At 42.2% G+C, this 24,628-nt stretch carries 21 protein-coding genes; 9 read left to right on the top strand and 12 right to left on the bottom strand.

Annotated elements, in window-relative coordinates; genetic code table 11:
* The first annotated feature begins 46 nt into the window (after positions 1-46).
* The 6 genes from HWQ47_RS21170 to HWQ47_RS21195 all read left to right on the top strand — a co-directional run bounded on the left by HWQ47_RS21170 (position 47) and on the right by HWQ47_RS21195 (position 9,859).
* Entirely contained in the window at positions 47-778 is a 732-nt protein-coding gene (locus HWQ47_RS21170) for a tRNA1(Val) (adenine(37)-N6)-methyltransferase (protein WP_269967981.1), read from the top strand.
* Between the two features lie 177 nt (positions 779-955).
* On the top strand, positions 956-2,179 hold the full coding sequence (gene srmB, locus HWQ47_RS21175) for an ATP-dependent RNA helicase SrmB (protein ID WP_269967982.1): 1,224 nt from the start codon (positions 956-958) through the stop codon (positions 2,177-2,179).
* A gap of 256 nt (positions 2,180-2,435) precedes the next feature.
* Positions 2,436-3,650: an efflux RND transporter periplasmic adaptor subunit gene (locus HWQ47_RS21180; RefSeq protein WP_269967983.1), complete on the top strand. Its 1,215-nt coding sequence runs from the start codon at positions 2,436-2,438 to the stop codon at positions 3,648-3,650.
* Positions 3,650-6,811: an efflux RND transporter permease subunit gene (locus tag HWQ47_RS21185; RefSeq protein ID WP_269967984.1), complete on the top strand. Its 3,162-nt coding sequence runs from the start codon at positions 3,650-3,652 to the stop codon at positions 6,809-6,811. Before HWQ47_RS21180 ends, HWQ47_RS21185 begins: the two co-directional genes overlap by 1 nt.
* A gap of 116 nt (positions 6,812-6,927) precedes the next feature.
* A complete protein-coding gene (locus HWQ47_RS21190) occupies positions 6,928-7,530 on the top strand; it encodes a TatD family nuclease-associated radical SAM protein (protein WP_269967985.1) in 603 nt (200 codons plus the stop codon).
* 115 nt (positions 7,531-7,645) lie between these two features.
* On the top strand, positions 7,646-9,859 hold the full coding sequence (locus HWQ47_RS21195; RefSeq protein ID WP_269967986.1) for a PAS domain-containing protein: 2,214 nt from the start codon (positions 7,646-7,648) through the stop codon (positions 9,857-9,859).
* A 65-nt stretch (positions 9,860-9,924) separates the two neighbouring features.
* Here HWQ47_RS21195 and HWQ47_RS21200 read toward each other — a convergent pair whose 3' ends face one another.
* The 3 genes from HWQ47_RS21200 to HWQ47_RS21210 form a co-directional block, all read right to left on the bottom strand.
* Positions 9,925-11,310, bottom strand: coding sequence for a hypothetical protein (locus HWQ47_RS21200; RefSeq protein WP_269967987.1), 1,386 nt, complete (start codon positions 11,308-11,310; stop codon positions 9,925-9,927).
* Positions 11,311-11,378: 68 nt separating this feature from the next.
* The gene (locus HWQ47_RS21205; protein WP_269967988.1) at positions 11,379-11,900 is read right to left on the bottom strand and encodes a hypothetical protein; all 522 of its coding nucleotides are present in this window, start codon (positions 11,898-11,900) and stop codon (positions 11,379-11,381) included.
* On the bottom strand, positions 11,893-12,633 hold the full coding sequence (locus tag HWQ47_RS21210; protein WP_269967989.1) for a winged helix-turn-helix domain-containing protein: 741 nt from the start codon (positions 12,631-12,633) through the stop codon (positions 11,893-11,895). The genes HWQ47_RS21205 and HWQ47_RS21210 overlap by 8 nt, the downstream gene beginning before the upstream one ends.
* A 454-nt stretch (positions 12,634-13,087) precedes the next feature.
* Between HWQ47_RS21210 and HWQ47_RS21215 the strand changes: the two genes are divergently transcribed.
* Both HWQ47_RS21215 and HWQ47_RS21220 read left to right on the top strand, forming a co-directional pair.
* Positions 13,088-13,909, top strand: coding sequence for a C-GCAxxG-C-C family (seleno)protein (locus tag HWQ47_RS21215; RefSeq protein WP_269967990.1), 822 nt, complete (start codon positions 13,088-13,090; stop codon positions 13,907-13,909).
* 11 nt (positions 13,910-13,920) lie between these two features.
* Positions 13,921-14,445: a hypothetical protein gene (locus HWQ47_RS21220; protein WP_269967991.1), complete on the top strand. Its 525-nt coding sequence runs from the start codon at positions 13,921-13,923 to the stop codon at positions 14,443-14,445.
* 86 nt (positions 14,446-14,531) lie between these two features.
* Here the strand turns inward: HWQ47_RS21220 and HWQ47_RS21225 are convergent, their stop codons facing one another.
* Together HWQ47_RS21225 and HWQ47_RS21230 are read right to left on the bottom strand one after the other, a co-directional pair.
* Positions 14,532-15,023: a hypothetical protein gene (locus tag HWQ47_RS21225; RefSeq protein WP_269967992.1), complete on the bottom strand. Its 492-nt coding sequence runs from the start codon at positions 15,021-15,023 to the stop codon at positions 14,532-14,534.
* A gap of 46 nt (positions 15,024-15,069) precedes the next feature.
* A complete protein-coding gene (locus tag HWQ47_RS21230) occupies positions 15,070-15,780 on the bottom strand; it encodes a helix-turn-helix domain-containing protein (RefSeq protein ID WP_269967993.1) in 711 nt (236 codons plus the stop codon).
* A 687-nt stretch (positions 15,781-16,467) separates the two neighbouring features.
* Here HWQ47_RS21230 and HWQ47_RS21235 point away from each other — a divergent pair.
* Positions 16,468-16,992, top strand: coding sequence for a superoxide dismutase family protein (locus HWQ47_RS21235; protein ID WP_269967994.1), 525 nt, complete (start codon positions 16,468-16,470; stop codon positions 16,990-16,992).
* A 349-nt stretch (positions 16,993-17,341) separates the two neighbouring features.
* Here HWQ47_RS21235 and HWQ47_RS21240 read toward each other — a convergent pair whose 3' ends face one another.
* From HWQ47_RS21240 to HWQ47_RS28010, 7 genes are all read right to left on the bottom strand, one after another.
* Positions 17,342-18,634, bottom strand: a complete 1,293-nt coding sequence (locus HWQ47_RS21240; protein ID WP_269967995.1) for a hypothetical protein — start codon at positions 18,632-18,634, stop codon at positions 17,342-17,344.
* The gene (locus HWQ47_RS21245) at positions 18,627-19,691 is read right to left on the bottom strand and encodes a nucleoid-associated protein (RefSeq protein ID WP_269967996.1); all 1,065 of its coding nucleotides are present in this window, start codon (positions 19,689-19,691) and stop codon (positions 18,627-18,629) included. Before HWQ47_RS21245 ends, HWQ47_RS21240 begins: the two co-directional genes overlap by 8 nt.
* 219 nt (positions 19,692-19,910) lie before the next feature.
* Positions 19,911-20,813, bottom strand: a complete 903-nt coding sequence (locus HWQ47_RS21250; protein ID WP_269967997.1) for a hypothetical protein — start codon at positions 20,811-20,813, stop codon at positions 19,911-19,913.
* Positions 20,814-21,209: 396 nt separating this feature from the next.
* Positions 21,210-22,238 carry a DNA-methyltransferase gene (locus HWQ47_RS21255; protein WP_269967998.1) on the bottom strand — a complete coding sequence of 343 codons (1,029 nt, stop codon included), beginning with the start codon at positions 22,236-22,238 and terminating at the stop codon, positions 21,210-21,212.
* Positions 22,207-22,374 carry a hypothetical protein gene (locus HWQ47_RS28125; protein WP_442802118.1) on the bottom strand — a complete coding sequence of 56 codons (168 nt, stop codon included), beginning with the start codon at positions 22,372-22,374 and terminating at the stop codon, positions 22,207-22,209. Before HWQ47_RS28125 ends, HWQ47_RS21255 begins: the two co-directional genes overlap by 32 nt.
* A 97-nt stretch (positions 22,375-22,471) precedes the next feature.
* The gene (locus HWQ47_RS21260; protein WP_269967999.1) at positions 22,472-24,463 is read right to left on the bottom strand and encodes a hypothetical protein; all 1,992 of its coding nucleotides are present in this window, start codon (positions 24,461-24,463) and stop codon (positions 22,472-22,474) included.
* A 32-nt stretch (positions 24,464-24,495) separates the two neighbouring features.
* Positions 24,496-24,597 carry a hypothetical protein gene (locus tag HWQ47_RS28010; RefSeq protein WP_326515519.1) on the bottom strand — a complete coding sequence of 34 codons (102 nt, stop codon included), beginning with the start codon at positions 24,595-24,597 and terminating at the stop codon, positions 24,496-24,498.
* Positions 24,598-24,628 lie beyond the last annotated feature (31 nt).

The raw sequence follows: 24,628 nt of genomic DNA on the forward strand, positions 1-24,628 counted from the left end.
AGTTAGCGTACAATCCGCGCCTATTTCAATCAGTCAAACACCCTAAATGGCCTTTACTTTTAAGCAATTTCATATCGACGACCATGGTTGCGGCATGCCTGTCAGTACTGATGCCGTATTGCTTGGAGCTTGGGCTCCTATGACTCAGGCTAAGCATATTTTAGATATCGGTGCCGGTAGCGGTTTACTTAGCTTGATGGCTATGCAACGAAGTAATGCACATCTCACCGCAATTGAACTTGATGATACCGCTGTCCGCGCATGCGAGAAAAACTTCAGCACCTCCAAATGGCTGAGCCGATTGGATCTGGTACACGCCAGTGTGCAAGACTTTAGTTTGACTCATCAGGCAAGTAATGCTGTTAAGTTCGACCACATTATCTGCAATCCGCCCTATTTTAAGGGAGGCACTCAGTCCAGCAACCGACTTAGAGCACAAGCCCGTCACACAGATACCTTAGATTTTCGCTCACTGCTGCAAGCAATCGCTCAGCTATTGACCTCAACTGGCACTGCAAGTTTAATTTTGCCCACTCAAAGCATGTCGCCCTTTAATGAGGAACTACTCCGCTCTCCTTTATGGATGAATCAGATAACTGACATTCGAGATTCTGAGCAAAAAAGCCCTCATCGTCATCTATTTACCCTCAAACATCGAGATGCTGATTCTGAGCAAGATCTGTCACTCATAAAAGCTGATTTCTGTATCAAAGAACGGGACGGGAGTTACACTCAAGAGATGATTGCGCTAATCACAGACTTCTATCTAAAGTATTAACCCGTTAAAGTGGAATACGGAGTTGAAAATTAAAAGAGATAATTTGCTCTATTTTCATCAAGCTAAAACCAAATTAGTCGCTTTGTTCCTCCTTTAATGGTGATTTTCAATACTAATGATTTAAGTTAGTTCGATTAACCTTTATAATGTGCCGCTATTATTTATTGAGACCTGCACATGCAATTTGAAGACTTCCTGCTTGACCCTATATTATTAGAGTCATTGAAAGCCATGGGCCATATTAAGCCTACAACCATACAGCAACAAGCGATCCCATTGGCCATGGATCAGCGGGACATTCTTGCGCGTGCACCGACAGGAACTGGCAAAACGGCTAGTTTCTTACTGCCGGCTCTACAACATATTATTGACTTCCCACGTCGATTTTCAGGCCAAGCCCGAGTCCTTATTCTTACGCCAACCCGTGAACTAGCGAGTCAAATCCACAGATATGCCTCTCACTTGGCTTATGAGTTAGATTTGAATACTGTCATCATCACTGGTGGTGTCCCTTATGCTCCGCAAGAAGAAGCACTAAAAGGCAATGTTGATATTCTAGTCGCGACCCCCGGTCGTTTAATGGAATACATGGATAAAGGGCTATTTAACGCTGAAGAGGTTGAAATTCTGGTTATCGATGAAGCCGATAGAATGCTCGACATGGGCTTTTCTGCCGCGGTTGAAACCTTAGCAATCGAATCAGTAGGTCGTAAACAAACCATGTTATTCTCTGCCACATTAGAAGGCAGTGACGTAGGTCGTTTCTCTCATCAATTGCTTACTAACCCGGCAAAGATTGAAGCTGAAGCACCTCGCAGTGAAAAAGCAAAAATCCATCAGTGGATCCATATAGCTGATGATAAAGAACACAAATTTAAGCTCTTATGCAGTATTCTTCAGCAAGAAGAGACTAAGCGAACCATCGTTTTTGTTAAGACTCGCGAATCAGTCGCTAGCCTTGAAGGCTTACTGCAGAAAGTCGGCATCACCTGCAGCTTTATGCGTGGTGATATGGAACAAAAACAACGCTTCCAAGCACTCGGTCGTTTCACTAAAGGCGAAGTAAACGTCTTGCTTGCTACCGATGTTGCCGCGCGTGGTATTGATGTTGAAGACGTCACTCATGTAATCAACTTTGATATGCCAAGATCTGCCGATACCTATGTTCACCGCATAGGCCGCACAGGTCGTGCTGGCGCTAAAGGCACTGCAATCTCGCTAGTCGAAGCCCATGACATTCGTGTCGTAGGTAAGATTGAACGCTATTTAGATCAACCTCTTAAACGTCGATTTATTAAAGATCTTAGACCTAAGAATAAAGAAGCTAAGCCTCCAGGAAAGAATAAAGTTAAATCTGGTGAGAAAGTCTTTAGCAAGAAAAATAAAAAGAAGAAAAAGTAAACCTTATAATAAGGTAATGCTATTCTTGGGGCCGCTATCAGCGGCTCTTTTTTTGTTTTGGTGTCCAGACCTAACATTCGTTCAATAATTAACCAGCAATATCTATTAGTCCTAGCTCTTCAGTATTAATTATCTTCTCTCGCACCATTTAAACCACATTTGATACACTTTATTTACAAAAACGTTTTATCCCGCCTCCCGACTCTGTTAAATTCATTTATGTATAGGAATTTCAGCATGGAACAGCGGGAAAATAATGATAAAAATAATACTCCGAAGATTGACTCCCCTCTTTATTCTTGTTTTTTTTGGTTTAGCCGCTTGGCTTCTCATTAACACCAAAGAAGCCCCCGAACAGAAGGAAGAAGAAAAAGCAGTCCCTATCATAGATGTGGTTAAAGTCGAGCAGAAAACAGTCTCCTTAAACCTGCCTTCATACGGTGTTGTTACCCCAAAGAACAAAACTCAGCTGGTAACAGAAGTGAAAGGTCGCTTACTTACCATCTCTCCCAATTTTGTTGCCGGTGGTGTCGTCAAGAAAGACCAACAGCTTGCCGTGATTGAGCCTTCTGACTACGAGGCAGATCTGAGTCAGGCCCAAGCCAGCCTAGCCCAGGCAAACGCAGCATTAGAGGAAGAGATCGCCCGTGGTGAAGTCGCCAAAAATGATTGGAAAGGCTATGACGGTGGACTCCCCCCTGAACTTGGATTGCGTCTGCCTCAACTAAAAAAAGAACAAGCGAATGTGAAATTTGCTGAAGCCGCTATGGCTCGCGCTCAACGTAATCTTGAAAGAACCGTTATTCGGGCTCCTTTTGAGGGGATAATCAAAGTAAGAAATGTAGATCTGGGCCAGTACGTGACGTTGGGCACTAACTTAGGTGAGCTTTATGACACGCGCATTGCAGAAGTACGTCTTCCCCTCGCCAATAACGACCTTGCTTACCTTGAATCGGTAGATAATCCTGATACACAAGTCACCCTTAGCGCATCACTTGCGGGTAAAAACGTCACTTGGACTGGTGATATAGTCCGCAGCGAAGGCGTGATCGATGCCGACAACCGCATGGTTTATCTGGTTGCCGAAGTTAAAGATCCTTACCTGCGAGAATCTCATCAAGAGGGACGGTTACCGCTTAAATATGGCAGTTTTGTCACCGCTGTGATAAAGGGGCGTACCGTCGATGGTATTGTTGAGCTTCCACGCCATATAGTCCGTAACGGTCAGGTTGCTGTCATCTCCGTTAATAACATTGTTGAAGTTCGCGACGTTAACATCGTACGTACCGATATTAATAGTGTTTATATCAAGGATAGCCTGCAAGATGGCGAGCGTATCTCGTTAACAAAATTGGCCAGTATGCGTTCAGGGCAAAAAATCAAAATCTTAGGTGAAGCTAGCAAGGATGCCACTAACCTGCCTGAAACCGATATAACCAAAAAACACTTAGCTGCAGTGGGTGATCAATAATGGCCCCACAAACAGGAATAATGGCTTGGTTTGCAAGAAATGTTGTAGCCGCAAACTTGCTGATGATTTTCCTTATATTTGGCGGAATATTCAGCAGCTTTTTTATTATTAACAAAGAGATATTTCCCACTTTCGAACTCAATTACCTGCAAATTACCGTTGCCTATCCCGGCGCAGCACCTCAGGAGATCGAAGAGGGGATCAACATAAAAATTGAGGAATCGATTCAGGATATTGATGGCATCAAAAAAGTCACCTCTATCGCCAGCGAAGGGGTAGGGTCAGTCACCATTGAAGTGCAAGACAATTATGACCCGCAAGATGTTTTAGATGAAGCAAAAGTAAGACTCGATGCTATATCGACCTTCCCCGATAATATCGAAAAACCGAACATCTTTCGTATTAAACCAGAAAGCAATGTTATCTGGGTCTCTGTTTATGGCGATCTCGACCAACACGAAATGAAGGAGTTGGCCAAAAGTATTAGAGAAGAGATCACCTCACTTCCTTCGGTAACCCGAGCAAAAGTCACTGGGGTACGCGATTACGAAATAGGCATTGAAGTCTCAGAAAATAAACTCAGAGAGTATGGGCTTAGCTTCGCTCAGGTGGCAAAAGCAGTGCAAAGTTCCTCTATCGATCTTCCTGGCGGTGCAATTCGGGCACAAGATGGTGACATTCTATTGAGAACCAAAGGCCAAGCTTATACCGGAGAGGATTTTGCTAAAATCTTGGTGTCAACCCAGGCCGACGGTAGCCGAATCATGTTGCCACAAGTTGCCACCATTAAGGATGATTTTGAGGAGCGCCAGGAGTACACTCGTTTTAATGGTAAACCAGCAGCAATTATCGAAGTTTCCAGTATTGATGATCAAAATGCACTAGAGATCTCAGCTCAAGTAAAAGAGTATATAGCCGAACGTAGTAAGTCCTTGCCTGCATCTGTCAAGCTAGACACTTGGGGCGATCTGACTCACTACCTTAAAGGTCGTTTAAACATGATGCTATCCAACATGTTCTACGGCGCCTTGTTAGTATTTCTCATTCTCGCGCTTTTTCTCGAGATCAAACTGGCCTTCTGGGTCATGATGGGATTGCCGGTCTGTTTCTTAGGCACCGCATTATTAATGCCCGTTGAACCCTTTTCGATGTCGATCAACCTATTAACTCTATTCGCTTTTATTCTAGTACTCGGCATTGTTGTCGATGATGCTATTGTAATAGGAGAGAGTGCCTACACAGAAACTGAACGCCATGGTCACTCTCTTGATAACGTCATTAAAGGCGCGAAAAAGGTCGCTATGCCAGCCACCTTCGGGGTATTAACCACCATAGCCGCCTTTGTGCCCATGCTGATGGTATCGGGCCCTCAAGGGATTATCTGGAAATCCATTGGCATGATTGTCATCCTCTGTCTAGTGTTCTCCTTAGTCGAATCTAAGCTTATTTTACCGGCTCATCTGGCTCATATGAAGCCTAAAAAACCTAACCTTAACCCCAATGTATTTGTGCGCTTTAAAATTGCCCTTAACGACAAGCTTCAATATTTTATTAACCATAAGTATCGCTACTTTTTAGAAACCTGTATCAAGAAAAGGTATACCGTTGTTGCCGTATTTATCGGGGTGCTTATTTTATCTGTGGCCCTAGTTGTTAGCGGGACAGTACGTTGGGTCTTCTTTCCAGATATACCCTCGGACTTCATTCAGGTTCAATTGGAGATGGAAGCGGGTAGCTCAGAAGAGAACACCTTAAAGGTTGTCAAGGAGATTGAGGACGCCCTTTATGCCATGAATCAACAGATAAAAGATGAAGTAGGTTACCCTGTAGTTCAACACAGCTTTATTGACATGAGTTCACGTACCTCAGCCTTTATCTTTGCTGAACTCACCAAGGGCGAAGATCGTGAGGTCGATGGTGAAAGGATCGCCAATGTTTGGCGTGATAATTTACCCGAATTACTATCCGTTAAAAAACTAAACATCAATGCCAGTACCAATGACACTGGCGCTGATATCTCATTCAGACTCTCTTCCAGTAATTTAGAGCAGCTAGCAGCAGCCTCCGCTGAACTAAAGAATAAACTGAAATCCTATGAAGGTATCTATGATATTTCCGATAACAATTCATCAGGAAGTCTTGAGATCCGCCTCAACATCAAGCCTGAAGCAGAGGCCCAAGGGTTAACCTTGTCAGATCTCGCCAGTCAGGTTCGTTACGCTTTTTACGGCTTCGAAGCACAGAGAATATTGCGGAGTAAAGAGGAAGTGAAGGTGATGGTGCGTTATCCTCTCGATCAACGCCGCTCTATTGGTCATCTTGAAAATATGATGATACGCACTCCAAATGGAAATTCTGTCCCCTTCTCTACTGTTGCTGATATTCAGTTAGGAGATTCCTACTCATCCATTACCCGAGTCGATGGACGCCGTGCTATCTCTATTATTGCCAATGCCGATAAAGATAAAGTGGAGCCCTCTAAAATCGTTGCTGAAATTCAAGAAGAATTTCTGCCCTATTTAGAAACGCAATATCCACAAATTTCAACAACCTTAGATGGTGGCAGCGCCGATGAACAAAGTGCATTAGTTAGCTTAGTGCAGGGCTTCTTATTCGCACTATTTGCCATCTATGCCTTGATGGCAATACCATTGAAATCCTATAGTCAACCATTCATCATTATGGCGGTGATCCCTTTTGGTATCATAGGGGCGTTGTTTGGCCATCTGCTGCTTGGCTTAACACTCAACATTCTTAGCTTATGTGGCATCGTCGCACTCGCTGGCGTTGTCGTGAATGACTCACTCATTCTGGTCGACTTTGTCAATAAGGCGCGAGCTCAGGGTCAATCGATAATCCAAGCCGCGGTGGACTCAGGTTGTTATCGTTTTCGCGCGATAATCTTAACGTCATTAACGACCTTTGTTGGGCTAGTTCCTATTCTTTTGGAAACCAGTTTGCAAGCTCAGATCGTTATCCCTATGGCAACTTCTCTCGCTTTTGGTATCTTGTTTTCGACGGTGGTGACACTAATTTTGATCCCGCTGCTTTATATCATTCTTGATGACATCAGGCATCTCTTATCATGGTTAGGTAAAGCGTTGCGACGTTTCTATGTCTGGTGGTGGCAACCAAAGCATCATCAAGATGATATCGCTTAAGCGATGACAATATAGGGAAAAGGGAGGCTTGCCTCCCTTTTTCGATCTGGGCAACATTATCATCTCTTGATTTGGGATAAGCTGCCCAGCTTATCAGCCACTTTAGATCCCATCTTATGAGCAACTCAACACTCGTTTACGATATACGCAACAGTCGCTACCTCAATATTACTGGTCGCTGTACTCTGCGCTGTCAATTTTGCCCTAAACATAACGGCAGTAAACAGGTACATGAGTATCAATTGGATCTAGATAATCAGCCAAAAGCTGAAGAGATCATCGCCTTGCTAGGCAATGTGGAACTATTTGAAGAGTATGTTTTTTGTGGCTATGGTGAACCCACACTTAACTTGCCAACCTTGATGAGTGTTGCAAAGGTAATTAAACAAAGAGGTGGACGAGTCAGAGTCAATACCGATGGTTTAGGTAATCTATTTCATAAACGCAATATTTTGCCTGAGTTGGCCCAGTACGTAGACAGTTTATCCATCTCTCTCAATGCCGATACAGAACAAGCCTACCAACGCCATTGTAAACCTAAGCTCAAAAACAGCTACCAAGCAGTTAGGGCATTTATCACACTCGCACCTGATTATATAAATTCCGTACAGGTCTCGGCAATTGATGGACTTGAAGGAGTGGATATTGAGGCTTGCCGAAAATTTGTCACCCGCTGTGGAGCCGAATTTAAACATAGAGTGCTAGGCGTAGTTGGCTAGATATGCAGATAATGAAAAAAACTATCATTAAGTTATCTCAATACAACTGCCACTGTTTGGATGATAAATTTGTGTTAATATCTCTTTCCATAAAACAGATAACTAAAAAACATCAATGCTGACGCGCAAACAACCTCTTCTCATTGCTGAACAAGGGATCCACTGGTCTCATCAACGCCTACTGGCTATCGCAGCTCAGATCTGTTTATTAATCCTCACCGTAACGCTTCTCAGTAATGTCATTATCACCATCGGCGAGCGTCGGCTTCAGGAAGACTGGGCGATTCAGAGATACAGTGAACTACAGGCTGTCGGTACTGTAATTGCGGATAAGATCGCATTTCAGCAATTTCGCACACAGATGTTTGCTAAATCAGAGCTACTTAAGCGATACCTAGAGTTTCCCAGCAGCGAAAGAGAAGAGAAATTAACCCATAACTGGAATATTATCAGAAATAATATTCCAGAGCTGCTTGATTTAGCTCTGTTCGACCCCCAAGGTAATTTTAAATTTGCCACCAGTGATGACTTTGGCCGTGAACCTCTTCCCGCAGTGTTACTCGGTGCTTCCCGTAATATGGGAGGCGATGAGATCTACACGTCGCCACTGGAATTTAGCCCAATCAAGGGTAAGCTAGAACCTTATATGTATCAACTTGCTTGGCTTGAAAATCCAGATCAGAGTATCAGAGGTTATCTGGTCACTTATACCTCAATGGCTCAGATATTAAAAAGCATAAAACCAGCCTACTCAAGTAGCCAGTCACCACTGCTTATGCTTGATACACAGGGACTACTCTACGCTGGAGCTGAAGCAACGCCTCCATTGCAAAGAATACCTGATACCATGGGCGGTAGCCTTAGACAAAGCTACCCCGCACTGTGGCGTAAGATGGCGATCAGTAACTTCGGCCAATTTCACGGTGACAATGCAACATTTGTCTATTTGAAGGTTGAGTTCACCGATCAATATGAAACTCGCAGAGAGTATTTCCTAGTCTCCTATATACTTAATGACGATATTGCTGCTAAGTTCACTGAATGGCGAAGCTTACTGGTTGTCGGGGCTTCTGTACTGACCATTCTGGCATCTTTACTTATATTTCTCAGTCACCTTTATAGGTTGGAGCAAGGCTCGCGGAAATACAGTATTGAGCTTTCTAGTCGTCTGTTTTGTCGCAACATTGGTTGTATTATCGTTAGGAATAGCCGGGTGATTTCTGCAAATAAGAAAGCAGCCGAACAGCTAGGTTTACCCAAAGATGAGCTACTCGATCGTAGTCTGCAACGACTCCTGCATTTAGAAGACCATGAGTATTCTGAGATAATGCTTAAGGTGCAGCACGATGGCGAATGGATTGGAGAGTTTGACTCAGGGGGTGAGAGTCAGGCACAACTTATCGCACATATCAAAACTCAGCATGAACCGATAAAAAATAATCAATATTTATTGATCACTTTTGAAGATGTTAGTGAATTAAACAGTGCAAGAAATGATGCTTATATAAACCAAATGCTTAATGATAGCGCAGTTCCGACGGCCCTGATTCAAGCTGATGGTAACTTGGTACGCACAAACCAAGCCTTTAATGAACAACTCCAAATTCAGCAGAATCCAACACAGGATCTAACCGAACTTTTAAACCGCGACTTAGGTAACAAATGGTCGCAAATATTACAACAGATAATCCTTCAAGGAAGTTGGAAAGGGCAAGTTATCTGCTCACAAAATAATAATAGCTGTCTTCAAGCGACCCTTAGAGGACATTTGGATCCCTCCGGTGAGATTGAATATATCGTATGTACTTTTGAACAGGCAGTTGAAAAGAAGTTGCTTGCAGAACGTGGCGAACTGGTACCTCATCGTACGACTGTGTTAGTCAACCTGAGGGATCTAGAAAGTTACTTTAAGTCACTAGAACCTAAAAGCAGAGAAACGTCAAGCTTGATACTGATGGATATCACAGCAGAAAGTATGCTGAGCCACATGAGTGATATAGGTCAATTAGAAAACAGACAGAAAGAAGTTGAACTAAAAATATTACGAGATCTGCCAGCCGGATATCAAATGTCCCATTGGCAATTAGGCAAGCTGATCATCATATTGCCAAACACCGATGCCGATAAAGCTCACCATTTCGCGATAAAATCCATGAGTAATTTAAGTGACATAGGCTTAAGTGATGGGATCTGTATGGGGATTGCAGCCTATCAAACCGGGCTGACATTAGAGCAATACTTAAGTAACGCCGAAGTTGCACTTAAGCGAGCAAAACAGACCGGGGAACAGATGATCTGTCAGGCATTTACTCGACAAAACATAGGATAATTAACCAAGGATAAAGCAGAGAAAGTCGTGAGTGTCGCGATGAAACTTGTCGTTATTTAGACAGATTAATCCATCGTTGGAACACCATCGGGGAGATCACTCTGACTGACATCGACAATGGTTGAACGATTCATAGTGACCTTGTATCTGGCATATTTAGTTTCCTCTTTGCCATTTTTAATGGCGAGGATCAAATTAATCTGATAGCGGCGCTCGACTGAGTCATTACTTATCTTACCATCTTGCTCTTTATAGATCTTAGCCTTGCCTCGCTCCAAATAGCGAGCAAACGGTGCCAAACTAATGTTAACTTGCTCCTGAATTGAGGTGTATCCAGTTAGAAACTCTTTCTGGGTCACTCGGGTATGGATCCCATAATGAAGCACTTCTGTATCGAGTTTATTTTGGCTATGGCGTCGCTTCAAGATGCCAGAAACAGTATCGGGTAATTCGGCACTCTTCATAAAATCAAGCCATACCAACTGTTTTGCAATGGCTGTTTGGCTTGTGGTATCCCTTAGTATTCGGCTCCACTTGGGCCGACCTTTTTGAATAACACGCCATAATGCATTGCGTATATCCTCTTTAAATATCTCACGAAATCCATATATCACTGCCAAGGTAAGCACTAACGCGATAGTTAAGCCACTAAACACACCTTGCGCCTTAATAATCAAGGCCGAGACCACTAACATCACCACAGCAGTTGCAACACCTGTGGTCATTTTTTTAAGGCCAGTGCCTAAGGTTTTAAGCTCATCTTTTAATACAACACCTTGCTGAATTAATCGCCTTAATAGCAACATCTTATTAGAGATACGATTAGGGTCATCCTGAGTCTGTTGGGAGTTGTAACGCCGCTTATCTCGATGTAGACGCTCACCACGACAGAGTTCAACAACACTCTCTACTACCTCATTGTAACTACTGCTTCTGGGCGCTCGTGACAATAATTTAAGTAACTGTTGTTCACAAAACCAAGAGAGATAGTTATCGGCATTTTCGAAATAAGATTTCCATTTCGGGTCGCTAGGCTCATTACGACGAAACTTTTTCAACAGTTGTGCCACTAATTCGCTCAACTCTTTAAGGTCTGTATAAAAGACTTTTGGGTCCTCAATCTGCGCCAGCTCCTTCACGTCTGTTTCGATAGCCACAGCAAACTGATAAGCAAATAAGTTTTGGTAGAGCCTAAACTCCTCAATTGTTCGCTTCTTCTGGCTGATGAAACGACTCTGTACCAAGGGCAGATGTAAACCAGTGGAGTAATAAGAGCGACGGCCAGTAATGGACGAATGGTAATACTCTTCCTCATCAAGGCTATGAGGTCCAATCCCCATCTCTTTGGGCAGAAAAAAATAAAGATCCAGACGTCGATTATCACCCACCTTCATCTGATGAATAAATTTTATTGAAAGCGATTCTTCCTGCTTAACGCGAATTTTAGACACTGAACCCCTGAATATTTGCGAAATAAAATCAAACACTTATTTTAATTAACTATAGCTCAAAAAGTCATTTATTGAACTAAACGACAACCACAGACAGTATTACTCGGTTGAAAAAGCACTACAGCATAATCATGCTGCTCATTGAAATCTAGCATCTCAACACTCAGATTATGCATTCCTTTATTATCCAGGTTAAAGGAGCTGACATAGGAGAGGTAGCGCATATGTTCCGGCGGTTTCACCTCACTATCAAACCCAAACTCCTCCTTAGTTTTTACTGAAAATAAATACTTTTGCGCATCGAGGCTGACATCCAACACACTTCCTTTCATCCTGATATTACCAGCAGAACTGCCATCATGGTTAAAATATCGATAATTTAACTGTGCTAACTTTCCTTTGGCAAACACATCGACCAAGAGATAATGACGACTGACATTTTCTCCCGGTTCATTACGATCAAAAAGCTCTGAACTACAGCTCATCATCAAAGTTTGTGATGGATTAAGGTGGCGATAGCTGATTGTCACGCTGACGATTAATATAATCAAGACGAATGTGTTGATCCCCCAGAGTAATTTTCTATTCACAAATGTCGACCTCATCTAACCAAGCTTGTGAAATGAACTGTTTTTGCTGACGGTAATCGGTTAACTTCAAATTTCTGATCTTAGACTGACCTAATTTTTCTCCCTTCATGGTGATATTAAACACTTGCTTATCATGGGATAAAGATAGGTAGACCTGTTGCCAAGGTGTCGAATGACATAGCTTAAAACCCGCTTTAAGCTGTTCCACTAAGACTAACAAGGGTTCATTATTAGTCTTAGACTTACTGAAACTCATCAGATTTAATGACTGCCCTGAAGAAAGCAACAAATTTACATTGTTTAACGCTTCTGTGCGTCCACCTGCACTCTTATATTGATTCAGAGATACCATCACAAGCAGAACAGCAAAGCCCAGTATTACAATGGTGAATATAGCCTTGAGCTTAGGTGCAACCAGCCACCTCTGTTTGAATGAGCGAGTATCTCTGCGTAAGCGATAACCTCTCCCCTTTACGGTCTCGATAAGATGCTCATGTTCTGTCCCCAGAAATGAGCGCAACATGAATACGGCACGAGTGACCGATGAGTCACTTAAAGCTGGATGATTCTCATCAGCAGCCCCTAACTTTTGCTTTGCAACCACACTGCCCCGATGGGCAAGCAAGAGCTTAAGAACCTGCAGCTCAGCTCTAGGTAAAAGCCACAACTCGCCGCTTGCAAGATTCTTTAGTTGAGCTTGGTGAGCATCAAACTGACAAATACCCAAGATCATAATATGCCCCATCATCATTTTCACAGGGATAATAGGTAAATTAACGCAACATTTCTGTGATCACAGCTATCTCCTCTAAAAGCCCACATCAAAAGATAGAATTAAAAGTCAGTAACTTATTAGTTTGCGAACAGGATCACATTGATAAATCTGTAAATCTATTGGCAATTTAAGATTCAAAGTCGATAAATTTACATGAAGATTACAAATATCCAATTATCGATCACTTTGTTCAGTGAAATACAGATACAAACTTAATATATTCATCGAATAAAGCCATTACCTTTACCCGCTTATACTTAACTCTCTGTCTGCTTTTATCCTAAGTATTCATCCATTTCAAATCACACTATTTGTCACTCTCAAGATGGACACTAATCCCAAGTCAATGGATCGGAAAATCCTGTCCACAGAACCAAACTTCGATCAAGCAGTATAAAATTAAGGGAACATAATGAGCATTAATAGACGCCAAGCATTAACAAGAATCATAGGCATAAGCACTGTCGCTGCCGGAGTGACTCTGGTTGGAACATCTGCCTTTGCTGCCACTGATGATCAAGGCAACTTCCATCTTGAGCTAGGTGATAAACTAAAATACGTTCCGCTTGATGCCATGGCCACGGCAAAGCTCGCTTATGAAACAGGTGGTGGTTGTATGCATCAGGTTTTTCACTCTCTAGTGACCATGTTAGCTAACTCCACCAGTCAAGATGCGGCAAAATTTAAAACCATACCAACGTCATTAGCAGCTTACGGATTTGCAGGAGTTGTTGGACAAGGTACCATCTGTGGCAATTTGAATGCTGCAGGCATGTTGATAAACATTCTGGATGACATTAATGGGCAAAACTCCGCAGTTATTGGTGCTGCATTCCGTTATTACGAAAGTGCTGAGCTACCATTCTCATCACCTGAGTTTGTGGCTGGTATCGGTTCTACCGATGAGAAAACAGCGCTTGTCGGCAGTTCTTCTACAGCAAATAGTATTCTATGTCACTCCTCAATCAGTAACTGGTCTAAAGCATCTGGTAAGACATTCAGCCAAAAAGGCGAACGCTGCTACCGACTATCAGCCTCTATTGCTTACCATTTAGTCGAGCTACTTAATCGCGCTTATCACGGTGAGGATATTGCCGCTCTACCTGGGTCAAAACCATCAGATGATACTCAGAGCTGTCAAAGCTGTCATGGCGTCAGCGATACCATGGCATCAGCAGCTAGCGTGAAGACTGACATGGAATGTGCAACTTGTCATACCGGCCACTTTAACTAAAGGAGCGCGTAATGAACCACAAACAACTCGGCTCGCTCTTAGCTTGTACTCTATTAGCCTCGGCATGCGGCAGTGATAATAATGACAGTAACGATGGTGGTGAGATCTCCCCTCCTCCGGTAGTCGCAACAGTCGATATCGACAAGGCCACCAGTATTCAACTTGAACTAACAAGCTTTGAAGGGCTATCTGGCGCATTGAGTTTTAGCTTAAGTGATAAAGAGCAACAAGCGATCATCCATGCTAAAGATTACAACATTATCTACTTTGGCTTCCCAGAGAAAAATACTAAGCTCAACAACCCTAAATCATGGCAACGCTGGCACCTTACACGCACTTACAGCTGTAATAGCCAGCAAAATAAATGTGAGGGCATACTGACGGAGTCAGAAACTAAGGGCAGTTACACTTTTGAAGCCCCGAAACTAGACTGGAGCAAGGGAGACTCTGATGAGACAGTAAGTCAATATAAGGTTGCTATAGAGATAAAGGGGACACTTAGCAGCAATGAGCTAGAACTCTTACCCACACTCTAAAGCCCCTACACTCTCGGAGAGGTTCGCCTCTCCTTTTACCTTAATCAAGTTACCCGAAATATTGATCACAAAATGGGGGCTTATCACTAGAAAGTGAGCTTATTATCCTTGAGGTCACATCCCCATAGTCCATCATCGGGAGCAAATTGAATAATGGCATAATTCTGCATTTCATCTATTTCGATCAACTGAATATCGAGCAACAAAGGGCTGACACTCGTAATCGCTAACCGACTTGAATCGATAACTGCTGCCATATGATTTGAAAAGGATTTTTGGGTTAAATTAGAGATTATTTGACCATGTTCAAGCTTCAATTTAAAGGTCAGCGATGCCAAGTCAAGCTTATCAATCTTACCGCTTAAAATGATGGAATTAATCTCTCCACCAGACTCTATAAAGCGATACATGAGTGACACTGCTTCTCCCACGACCTTAATCACTACCTCGACCTTATTAACCCGATCAACATCTTTACCGTGGAGATTTGCTTGGCATGAAAAGGTCAGGTTCTCTTCCGGACCAACAAAATAATGTAACCCGATACAGATACTAATAATCACTAATAAGCTGCACATTAATAACCATGCTTTCTTGACATAGCTCATTGTTTTTAGCCGTTGATTAACCACAAATCCCTACCTTAATTAACCAAGATTGATCAATGAAATACCAATCATCATCTACAGGTACTTGTTTCAGGTTTTTAATCTCGCTGCTCCCCAAATTCTCCCGCTTAAGTACGATACTGATTAGATTATCATCATGAGAAACGGAGACAAATATATGCTGCCACGGCACTTTCGCGCACATTTCAATATTTTTTGCCAAGAATTTTATCTGACTACGATACTCATTTTTCAATTTGATATTGGTAAATATGGGGTAAAAAGAAACCTTAGACGATTGACTGGTAAGCATCTGTTCTTGCACTGGGTTAATCTGCACAGCTGGAACAAAGACAGAATTAATAATCCAGAGTAACCCTAATAACAGTCCAATAAAAATGGCATAATGCTTAGCTGAAATACTGCCGAATGGAGTCGAAGAAATATTTTTTACCTTTGACTTTTGTGTACTGTGCAATACATAGCCTTGCTTATCCACAGTCTCAATCAATCCAGTGTATTCCACGCCAAGATAGAAGCGAATACGTTCAATAGCTTCAGTCAGCAGCGCATAAGATCGCTGTTCTTCTGGCATAGCCAGTAACAACTCTTCCCTAGATAGCACTTGACCGCGATGCAGCACCATGGTCTCTATGACTGAATACTCTGCAGCGGACATCTTCCAACTCGTTTCATTGGCAAGATTAGATAATGTTTTATTATTCATATCTAACCAGCATGAGCCAATTTGCATATATCTTTCTCAACTCATTTAATAGCAAAATATTGTAGCCTCTCCTAGCAGATTGTTCTGTGATCACAAGTCATTATTTTTTCTGAATAATAAAAAGCGTGACCTAGTGCTCATATTGATTAAACATCAATAAAATACAACGTAAAGATCCGTTATTGAATCTAATGGAAAGTAGTGATTATAGGAGGGGGATGTTGCATATAAGATAAAAGCACCAAAAGGTGTTTTTTTATCGACTTGAAAGCCTTGCACAGCAAGGAACTGGCAATGCGCTGACCACGCATTGACCACACATAACCGTTAGGAATGAAAAAACCGCCTAAATTGGCGGTTTTTTATTGCTTAGATCTGTAAATATAGAATACTTTGAGTACCGCTCTAAATCACTTCTGAACAAAAAAATTTAGAGCGTTAATTCTAATCAACCTAGCATTGTCTAGAAAATGTAACTTCATTTATTCGAAGGCATTAATTTGCTACGACCCTCTGGTCAAGCACATTAGTTGAGATATTATATGTATCGAAGACCAGAATATTCTACACACCATTAACACCTTGTTCTTGTTGCTATTGCACAATCATAAAACGAGAGCATGTTCACAATAATATATGGTTTTTTATAGGATATTTACCCCTTACCCTACATAAATGAGAGTGTAAATGAAAAAATCAATTCTAATGATTGCATTGCTATGTGGTCTAACTGGGTCGGCTGTCGCAAGGGATCTCGAAAATCTTACGTTTGAAATGAAGGATTTAACCACAGGAAAAATAGTCGGCGACATCGTTGTTGATAAAAGCCAATACGGTGTGATTTTTACGCCTCATTTAGACAAGCTATCACCCGGTCTTCATGGTTTTCACGTTCATCAAAACCCTCATTGCGATAACAGCATGAAAAACGGCAAGGCAATCGTAGGTGGAGCTGCAGGTGGCCACTATGATCCTGAAAAAACTAATAAACATGGCTATCCTTGGGGGGCTGGTAATCATAAAGGCGATCTACCAGCTCTTTATGTAGACCTTAAAGGTCAAGCTCACAACCCTGTATTAGCACCAAAGCTGACGCTTAAAGAGTTGAAAGGACGTTCACTCATGATCCATGTAGGTGGTGATAATCATTCAGATCATCCTATGGTACTGGGTGGCGGTGGTTCTAGAATGGTTTGCGGTACAGCTAAATAGCCCTTGTGAAATAAAATCTTAGCCTTGCTTAGCAGGGCTTTTTTATGCTTGAAGGTTTAATGATATGTTAAGCATCGCCCTAGCTCTCTTCTGGATAGAAAAAATTTAGGGTTAAAGCTTTGTAATTTCATTATTGTACTACGATAAATATGGTTAAATTAAGAAGGACTAAAGAGACTGTAGTGGTCGACCCATAATTAGGGGTAATCACAGTATTTGTGATGCCAACATCATTAAGGGATTCGCAAGACACCGTATATAGTTAATTTACTCTGACCCGATTATTGAAAGGAGTACCCCTCTTATGGGGATGGTTTTGGATTGGATTATATTTGAGAGTTGATAGCCATTAAGAAAATAGACTGGCCACCACACTAAACAGGGCTCGCGTCCATTTACATACAAATGCAACGGACTCATAAATTGGATAAGAAAAAGCCCACCCTTGAGTTCGGGATGTAACCCACAACAGGGAGATTGTAGCGTGAACTATGGAAAATAATATTAACGATAATAAGACTGTATTTGCATAAATCAGTTTACTTCGCAGGTTTTTCCGAAAAATGTAGATGGCATTAAAGGCTTCGCTACTCTTCTTCTCAAGTCGCCCCATCAAGCTTTCATATTCGGCCTTTATCGATTTAATAGATTGCAACTCAGATATCATCATCATTGAGAAAACAACAGACACAATCAGCGCAACCAACCCCACACCGATATTGACAGCTATAATTTCATCGTGACTGGCACCACTATTCGCTGTTGCAACTGCCTGCGTTCGGGTTGAAGTTAAAAATATTACAGCTGGTATTGTAAGTGACTTAATTAGCGATGCACTTATCAGGTCGTTAACTTTAATCATGTAATCCCTATATCGCTCCTCATATTCCTCTCGCAGCTTATCAAAAGAAAACCCAACGGAGTACGCCTGATAAGCCTCATCAAACTTAAGACTAAAAGAACTAAAGTTACTAAGTAGATAAGCGAACTTATCATCAGTTTCAACGTGATATAGAAATGAATGAAGGGTATTCTGTAAAATATGCCCCTTCTCCACCTCGTGCGGCTTATCTTTTTGGAGAAGACTTAAGAACTTTGTTAATCCATCAAACCCATTTTCGAGGCATGACGCGCTATACAGACCATTCAAATAAAGCTTTCCCTTGTATAGAAAGGTCAGTCCGTTTGCGGTGTCGTCATCAGACTTATCAAGCAAAGCGGACCACAAGCTATGCACTTCCAAATAGTGCTTCAACCTACCAGAAGGGGTTTCGCAGGGATAATAAATAACTCCCTCAGCCTCCGAAGTTACAACAAAGCTGCTTGGTTTTTCCGTTGGATGAGTCTCTATCAAGCTTTCAAAATTTTCAAAGAACCTGACAGGGCCAATATCCACATTAAAAAAAACTCTTACCGTCTCGCCATAATTTTTAGAGCAGAAATCCTCAACCAACTTCTTTCTTTTAACCCTACTACCCACCACCCCGACATACTCACTCACTAAGTTGTGGACTGACGCTTTTTTTATAAGCTCTAGATTTCTATCGCTCAGTATAACTTCCGCAACCAAGTCATCGCCCTCCCATTTAGGTGGCAAAGCCTCGAATATTTCTTGGGTCTCGTCGGGAGTTATATCATTCACCTTGTTTATCCGCAGGGGGTAAGTACGCCAAAACCTCATCTATAATATCTTGAGGAAGATTTTTGAATGTTAATGTTTTATGGTTTCTATCGAAAATAATAGATTTGTTCAAGGCTCCCGTACTAAAGCTAATCTTGTAGTCCTTATTCTCGCCTTGTATACGTGAAAACGACCTAAGTGCCGCTTTATCAATCCCAATCGTATCACTCAACTTAAACTCATTATGCGCTATATCTAAAAATTGATTACACTCATCCTCCTTGGGAAACAAGTGCATAGACAAGCACTCAAGACTAATCCGCTCCTCATCATAATTTCTCATTCTGTCATGACAATAAGCCTGAGCTGACTCACACAAAACGCTTATCCGCTCAGTTGGAACGCCTAATCGCTGACACGTTTCAGTTATAGCATCTTTTAATGCGTTAGTATCAGCCTTATAATCACTTGGCTCAGTACACCCTAGGAAGTCCTGAAAATAGCGTCTAACATCCCCAGTGCCTTTTCCTAGCTTGAAGGATATAGGCCTAGAGGCACCCTCAACCCAATCATTAATGCAAATTTTAGCCCCTAGATTCAGGGAGTCTAAGTTAATCCGCTCAATATCCTCAAAGGTCAGATCTTTATCATTGATATCTGTGCCGTCGATTCGATGTAAAAATACTGTGCAGAGGTAGTAAACCTCTTCACCACCAAAGTCCTGCGAATAGTAATATGTAATTAGAAAGCCATCTCTCGCATTTACCGCCTGAGCCTTGTTTAACTTTCTAGCTAACAGCTCCGCGAAGCGGGATGAGAGGAGTCTGTAGCCCTCAAAAAGCATATCATCATGCTTGAAGCTACCTTTCATTAGGTTTGAAAAAGCTGACTCTTCAGGCTCTTTGACAAACTCCCCGACCTTCATCCCTCCACCTTTAAATAAAGTCGTCAGCTTGGTGGTTACATTCTCGGATAATTTAGTAACATCGTTCTCTTCTTTCCTTGTTTTGGAAATGGCAGTACTTTTATCATCACGCTTGATAGAGGAAATAATTAGATTATGAATGGTACCGTCCATAAGGCTCCTAAGAAAATATGAGAAATAGGTAAATATGGAGCGATTACACTACATAAAATATAAAAACTCAATCAACTATCGATTATTTCATGTTATAAATCAAAGAACTCAGGCTAATTCAATCCTAGTAACATATATGGAGGGCTTTAGGGTTTTCAAAGTTCCAATCAGAATTTAAAAGGGCATTATTCAGCACTAAACACCTCTATCCCTCCAGAGTTATTTAGCCTGAATTATGTTCGCTTCACTTACTACACCCGCACCACAAAAGGAACTCAACTCCTCATCTTTGAATGTGAAGTTCTTAGTGGATTTAACTATTTCAGTCTTTTCAAAGATAGAGTAAAAGCAAGATTTACCATCTTTAGCTGCATAAACAAAAGAGTTGTTTCGGTGAATGTAATAACCCTTGGTATTCTCCAAAACTATTTCGCCCATAATTTTTTTACCATTTATAAGTATCTGAGTACACTGCCTTATATATTTGTCCTTGATCATTTCAGTGGTGACCACTGAGCAAACGTCACGATCCATTCCTTCCTTTATATAATCACTCCCAGCCATATAACCAAACAATGTAGGCAACAATAAAATAACCACAAACATAGGTATTAGATGGGTTAAGGTTATCAACGTCACTAAAATAGCAGTAATGCTTGATGCCAACCCTAAAACCATTAAGGAAAACTTCACCCATACCTTATTGAAGAGCACCAGCGACGATTTTTTGACCTTAACTGCCACTTCTTTAACTTGATTATTGTTCCTGTACAGAGTAACAAGAGCTAGACTTAGCATAACAATGAAAATTAACGCGGGGCTGTGGAATAAAATACGATTTAACACACTAGCCAAGCCTTTCCAGTAACTATCAATTCCTAGCTTGCTCATCAAGTGTATGTAACCCAAGACTGCAGAATTGAAAATTTCCCTGACTTCGTAGTTCCCCGAAAGGTTACCCAACCCCATAGCTAATATGACGCCTTTTTGGTAACCCACCCCAAACAAAGCTGAAGCCAGCGTCATTAAACCAAATATCTTTAATACCCAACTCAGAGAGCCAATGCCATCAGCATCTTTCCCCTCTACCGAACCAGCAACATTCTCACTACTACTTTTCACAGCCTCTCCCTAGACATTAATGAAAACATTAATGAAAACATTAATAACTCACACAACAATACTTACCAATCATTAATTGAATCTACCACCACAAACAGCGATTTAATATCAAAATCATGCGTGTATATTGTAATATACCTAGCTCTGTTTTTTGGTGACCATCTACAGCTTGAAACAGGGACGTTGCCGCTAAATCAAAAGCTAAATCAAAAGCTAAATCAAAAGCTAAATCAAAAAATTTAATCAATCTTCATTCGAAGGCTAACAAGTTTTAAGGCAGAAATAAGTTAACAACTCAAATTTTAGGGTTCTGACAAAACTCAATCTATCGAACATTCGTAACGGTTATGAAACAAAAAGCCGCCTTGGTTGGCGGCCTCTTTTATCTTCACAACACTATGTAAAACTGCCCACTGTTTGATTAAAGATCTTCGTATCCATCTCTATCCCGATAAACCGTCTCCCCAATTTCAACGCAGCTTTACCTGTCGAACCGCTCCCCATAAAACAGTCCAGCACCACTTCATTCTCTCGACTGCTCGCTGTAATGATATGTTCAAGCATTGGCGCCGGCTTTTCACATGGATGTTTGCCAGGATAATACTGTACCGCTGCAAATGACCATACATCGGTAAATGGCAGTTCTTTAGTCACCGTGAACGGACGTCTAAGAGCTTGATACTCTGCCTTTAAATCATCGAACTGACGAATTAACGTCTGGTAGTCATGATTTAGCGCAGTAAATTGACCGACTAATTCTTCATGCGAAGCATCAAGCCCATCGCGTTCGTATCGTGCGAACAGCTCCTGCAGTTGTGCGTATTGTTTCGCGGTCGGTAACTTCCATTGTGAGCTGCTGAACCAATGAGATGACATTTGGGTCCCAGTGGCTTTATTGATTTCTCTAGCCGGCACATTCAATCGCGCTTTAGCATCTTTAAAGTAATTGATGAGTGGCGCAAACACCTCGCTTTTTAAGTCCTGGCACTTAAGGTGGTAGTTCGATGCGCCTTTCGCTAATCCCTCAGAGCCATAGTGGCCACACATAATAATGCGCTCAGTCGCCGGAAAAAATGCACGCAGCGTTTCTTTGCATGCTCGATTCCAAGGTCCACTCGGTTTTGTCCACACGATATGACTCAGCACATCAAAGCGCTGCTTGAGTAGCAGCTCCGTTTCTGCCCCAAGGCGAGAACTGCAAAACAAGTACAGCGTGCCCGACGGTTTTAATACCCGCCATAATTCCAATGCCACACAATCAAGCCAGGATAAAAACTCCTCTTGGGTGGCCCATTGATTATCCCACGCATCACGCTTCACTTTGTAATACGGCGGGTCGGTAACAATCAGGTCGATGCTGTTATCTGGTAATGTCTTGAGTGAGGTTAAACAATCACAATTGAGGAGCGTTAGTTTCTTTTGCATTACGGTGTGTTCCAATGTGGACACTCGCGGTGTTCTGTTCAGTAATAAATTTGCATCGCGGACATTTGATCACAATATGCCCGTACTCTAAGTAACACAGTTTTTTATGGCATCGAGCGCAATGTAAAGGTTTCATATTCAAACTTAGTGTACTGTATAAAAAAACAGTATATCAAATAATTAACCTTCACATCTCCTTCTACACAATCCTTAAAAAAACGTATCATTTAAGCTCAATAACTCAGCATCATATTACCCACATCGATGTTGAGATTGGTCCCTTTGTCACTATTTGCTTTGTCCACAGAGACTGGCTTATCGGATTTGATGGTCAAGGCGACTTCTGCTTGGCTTTTAACGGCATGATTCATCAAAGGGGTAATCGGTTGTACTGGCGCAAGCCTGGTTAATTCACCTGAGCCACCAGGTAACGACTCAAACATCTTCTTGGTGTTCATGATCTCGTTGGTCGTTATCCCCATTTCAACGCTTTTATCCTTAAGCTCATTCATCTTTCCCGATATTTCATTTATCTTTTTGAGCGATTCATCTCCCTCATCGCCCCAACCAAAGAAACGCCTTATCGCATTAATGACGTCACCAAGACCGATAAACTTATCAATCAAGTACGTGACAGCAACGACCGCTGCCGCCACCCCTGCAACGATTAGTCCTATGGGATTCGCAAGCATCGCAAAATTGAGTGCAATGAACCCAATCTTCAACAAGGCGATGGTGGCAATGATTTCTTTGAAGTTTTCACTCAAAAACAAAATACCGCCCCCTAACGCTTTGAACACACTAAACACACTGCTTACTGTTTCCCTTAGCTGCACAATGGCTTTATTGCGCCAGTCCATGTTCTTCATTTTCAGTGCAAGATCACCAAAGACCACAGAGAGTTCTTTCATCACCGGCGTTAAACCGCTTACTTTTAGGGAATGTATGATCCGCAGCAGTTTCTTTAAGCCGGTACTGAATTCATCTGCAGCAGCAAGCGAGTCTTTATCAATATGACCACCGCTATCACGCAGTGCTTGCTTTGCCTTGTTCAGTCCATCAGTGCCAGATTTCAGCACAGACAGCATTTTTTCACTGTCACCCCCAAAGAACTCATCCGCCATGAAGTTTTGCTTAGCGACATCCTTCTCTTTTGCTATCTCGCGGATAATGACCTGGTACGCTTCCATCGAGTCTTTGGCGTTCTTCAAATCCTCATAGGCTTTTTTGTTACCGGTATCCTTGAAATAGTCATTCATGGCGCCAGAGCCTAAGCTCTTCATTTCACCCCATCGCAGACTCATCTCTTTGATGGCGGCGTCCATGTCCTCTGCCTCAGCACCTGCCATTTGCGCCTGCAGTCGCAACGCCTGCAACTCTTCAACAGGCATGTTGACATCCTTTGCTGCCTTGGCGAGCTCATTCACTTGCGCTGCCGTATCGGTAATGACAGCACCAAACGCTGCCAATGAGCCAAGCGCACCAACGCCCATCGCGGCGCCACCTTTAACCATGGCCATCGAGGGCATTTTGATGGTTTTATTCATCTTCTGAAACGGTGCCATGATAGATTTAAGCTTGCTGTAACGTCGACTGACACCATCTATTTTCTTTGAGTGATCATCAAAGCTCGCCGTTAATCGTGTCACTTCATCATCGAGCTTACTGGCATCAACATCCGCCTTTTTCATCCCTTTACTGACGAGTTTCAGGCGCTGTGCATACTCATCGCTTTCTTGTGTCAACTTAGCAACGCGCTCCGCCTGCTTCGCCAGCTGATTGGTCAAGGCGTGATTAGGCTTGTTTGCTGCAGCAGCTTCCGTTTTGAGCTTCTTGAGTGCTCTGGATTGTTCTAGTATTTTGGCATTAAGCTGACTGTTAGCACTGCCAGCGGCGTCTGCGCCTGCCTTTAGCCTGGCAAGGCGCTCTGTTTGCTTGGCGACCTCATCATTCAAGGCTTTCTTAGCGTTAACACTGGCTTTCTCTTTCGCTTGCAGTGCGGTTAACTTATCAGTGGCTTCATTAAGACTGAGCGCGTTCTTATCAATCTCTTTACTCATTCGCCGGTGCGCATCAATCAAATGCAAAGCCGCACTGTCATCTGCTTGCGCTTTTTGGATCTTCTCAATCTCCTTGGTGTAACGATTAGACTCAGCCGACATTCCTTTAAGCGGGGCGGTGACTTTATCAATAACCCCCATGACCACAGACAGACTCATTCTCATGGTAAAATACTCCTAAAAAAAAGGGAGCGCCCTTAGCTCTCCCCTTGGTGACGAACTCGCGCCAATTCCCAAAACAACATTAAATCATCAAGACTGAATGTATCCACTTCACTGGGTGGCCAGCCAAACGCCACCGCAAGATCGGCATAAATATATTCAACTCGT

Source organism: Shewanella sp. MTB7 (genome assembly GCF_027571385.1).
GTDB lineage: Bacteria > Pseudomonadota > Gammaproteobacteria > Enterobacterales > Shewanellaceae > Shewanella.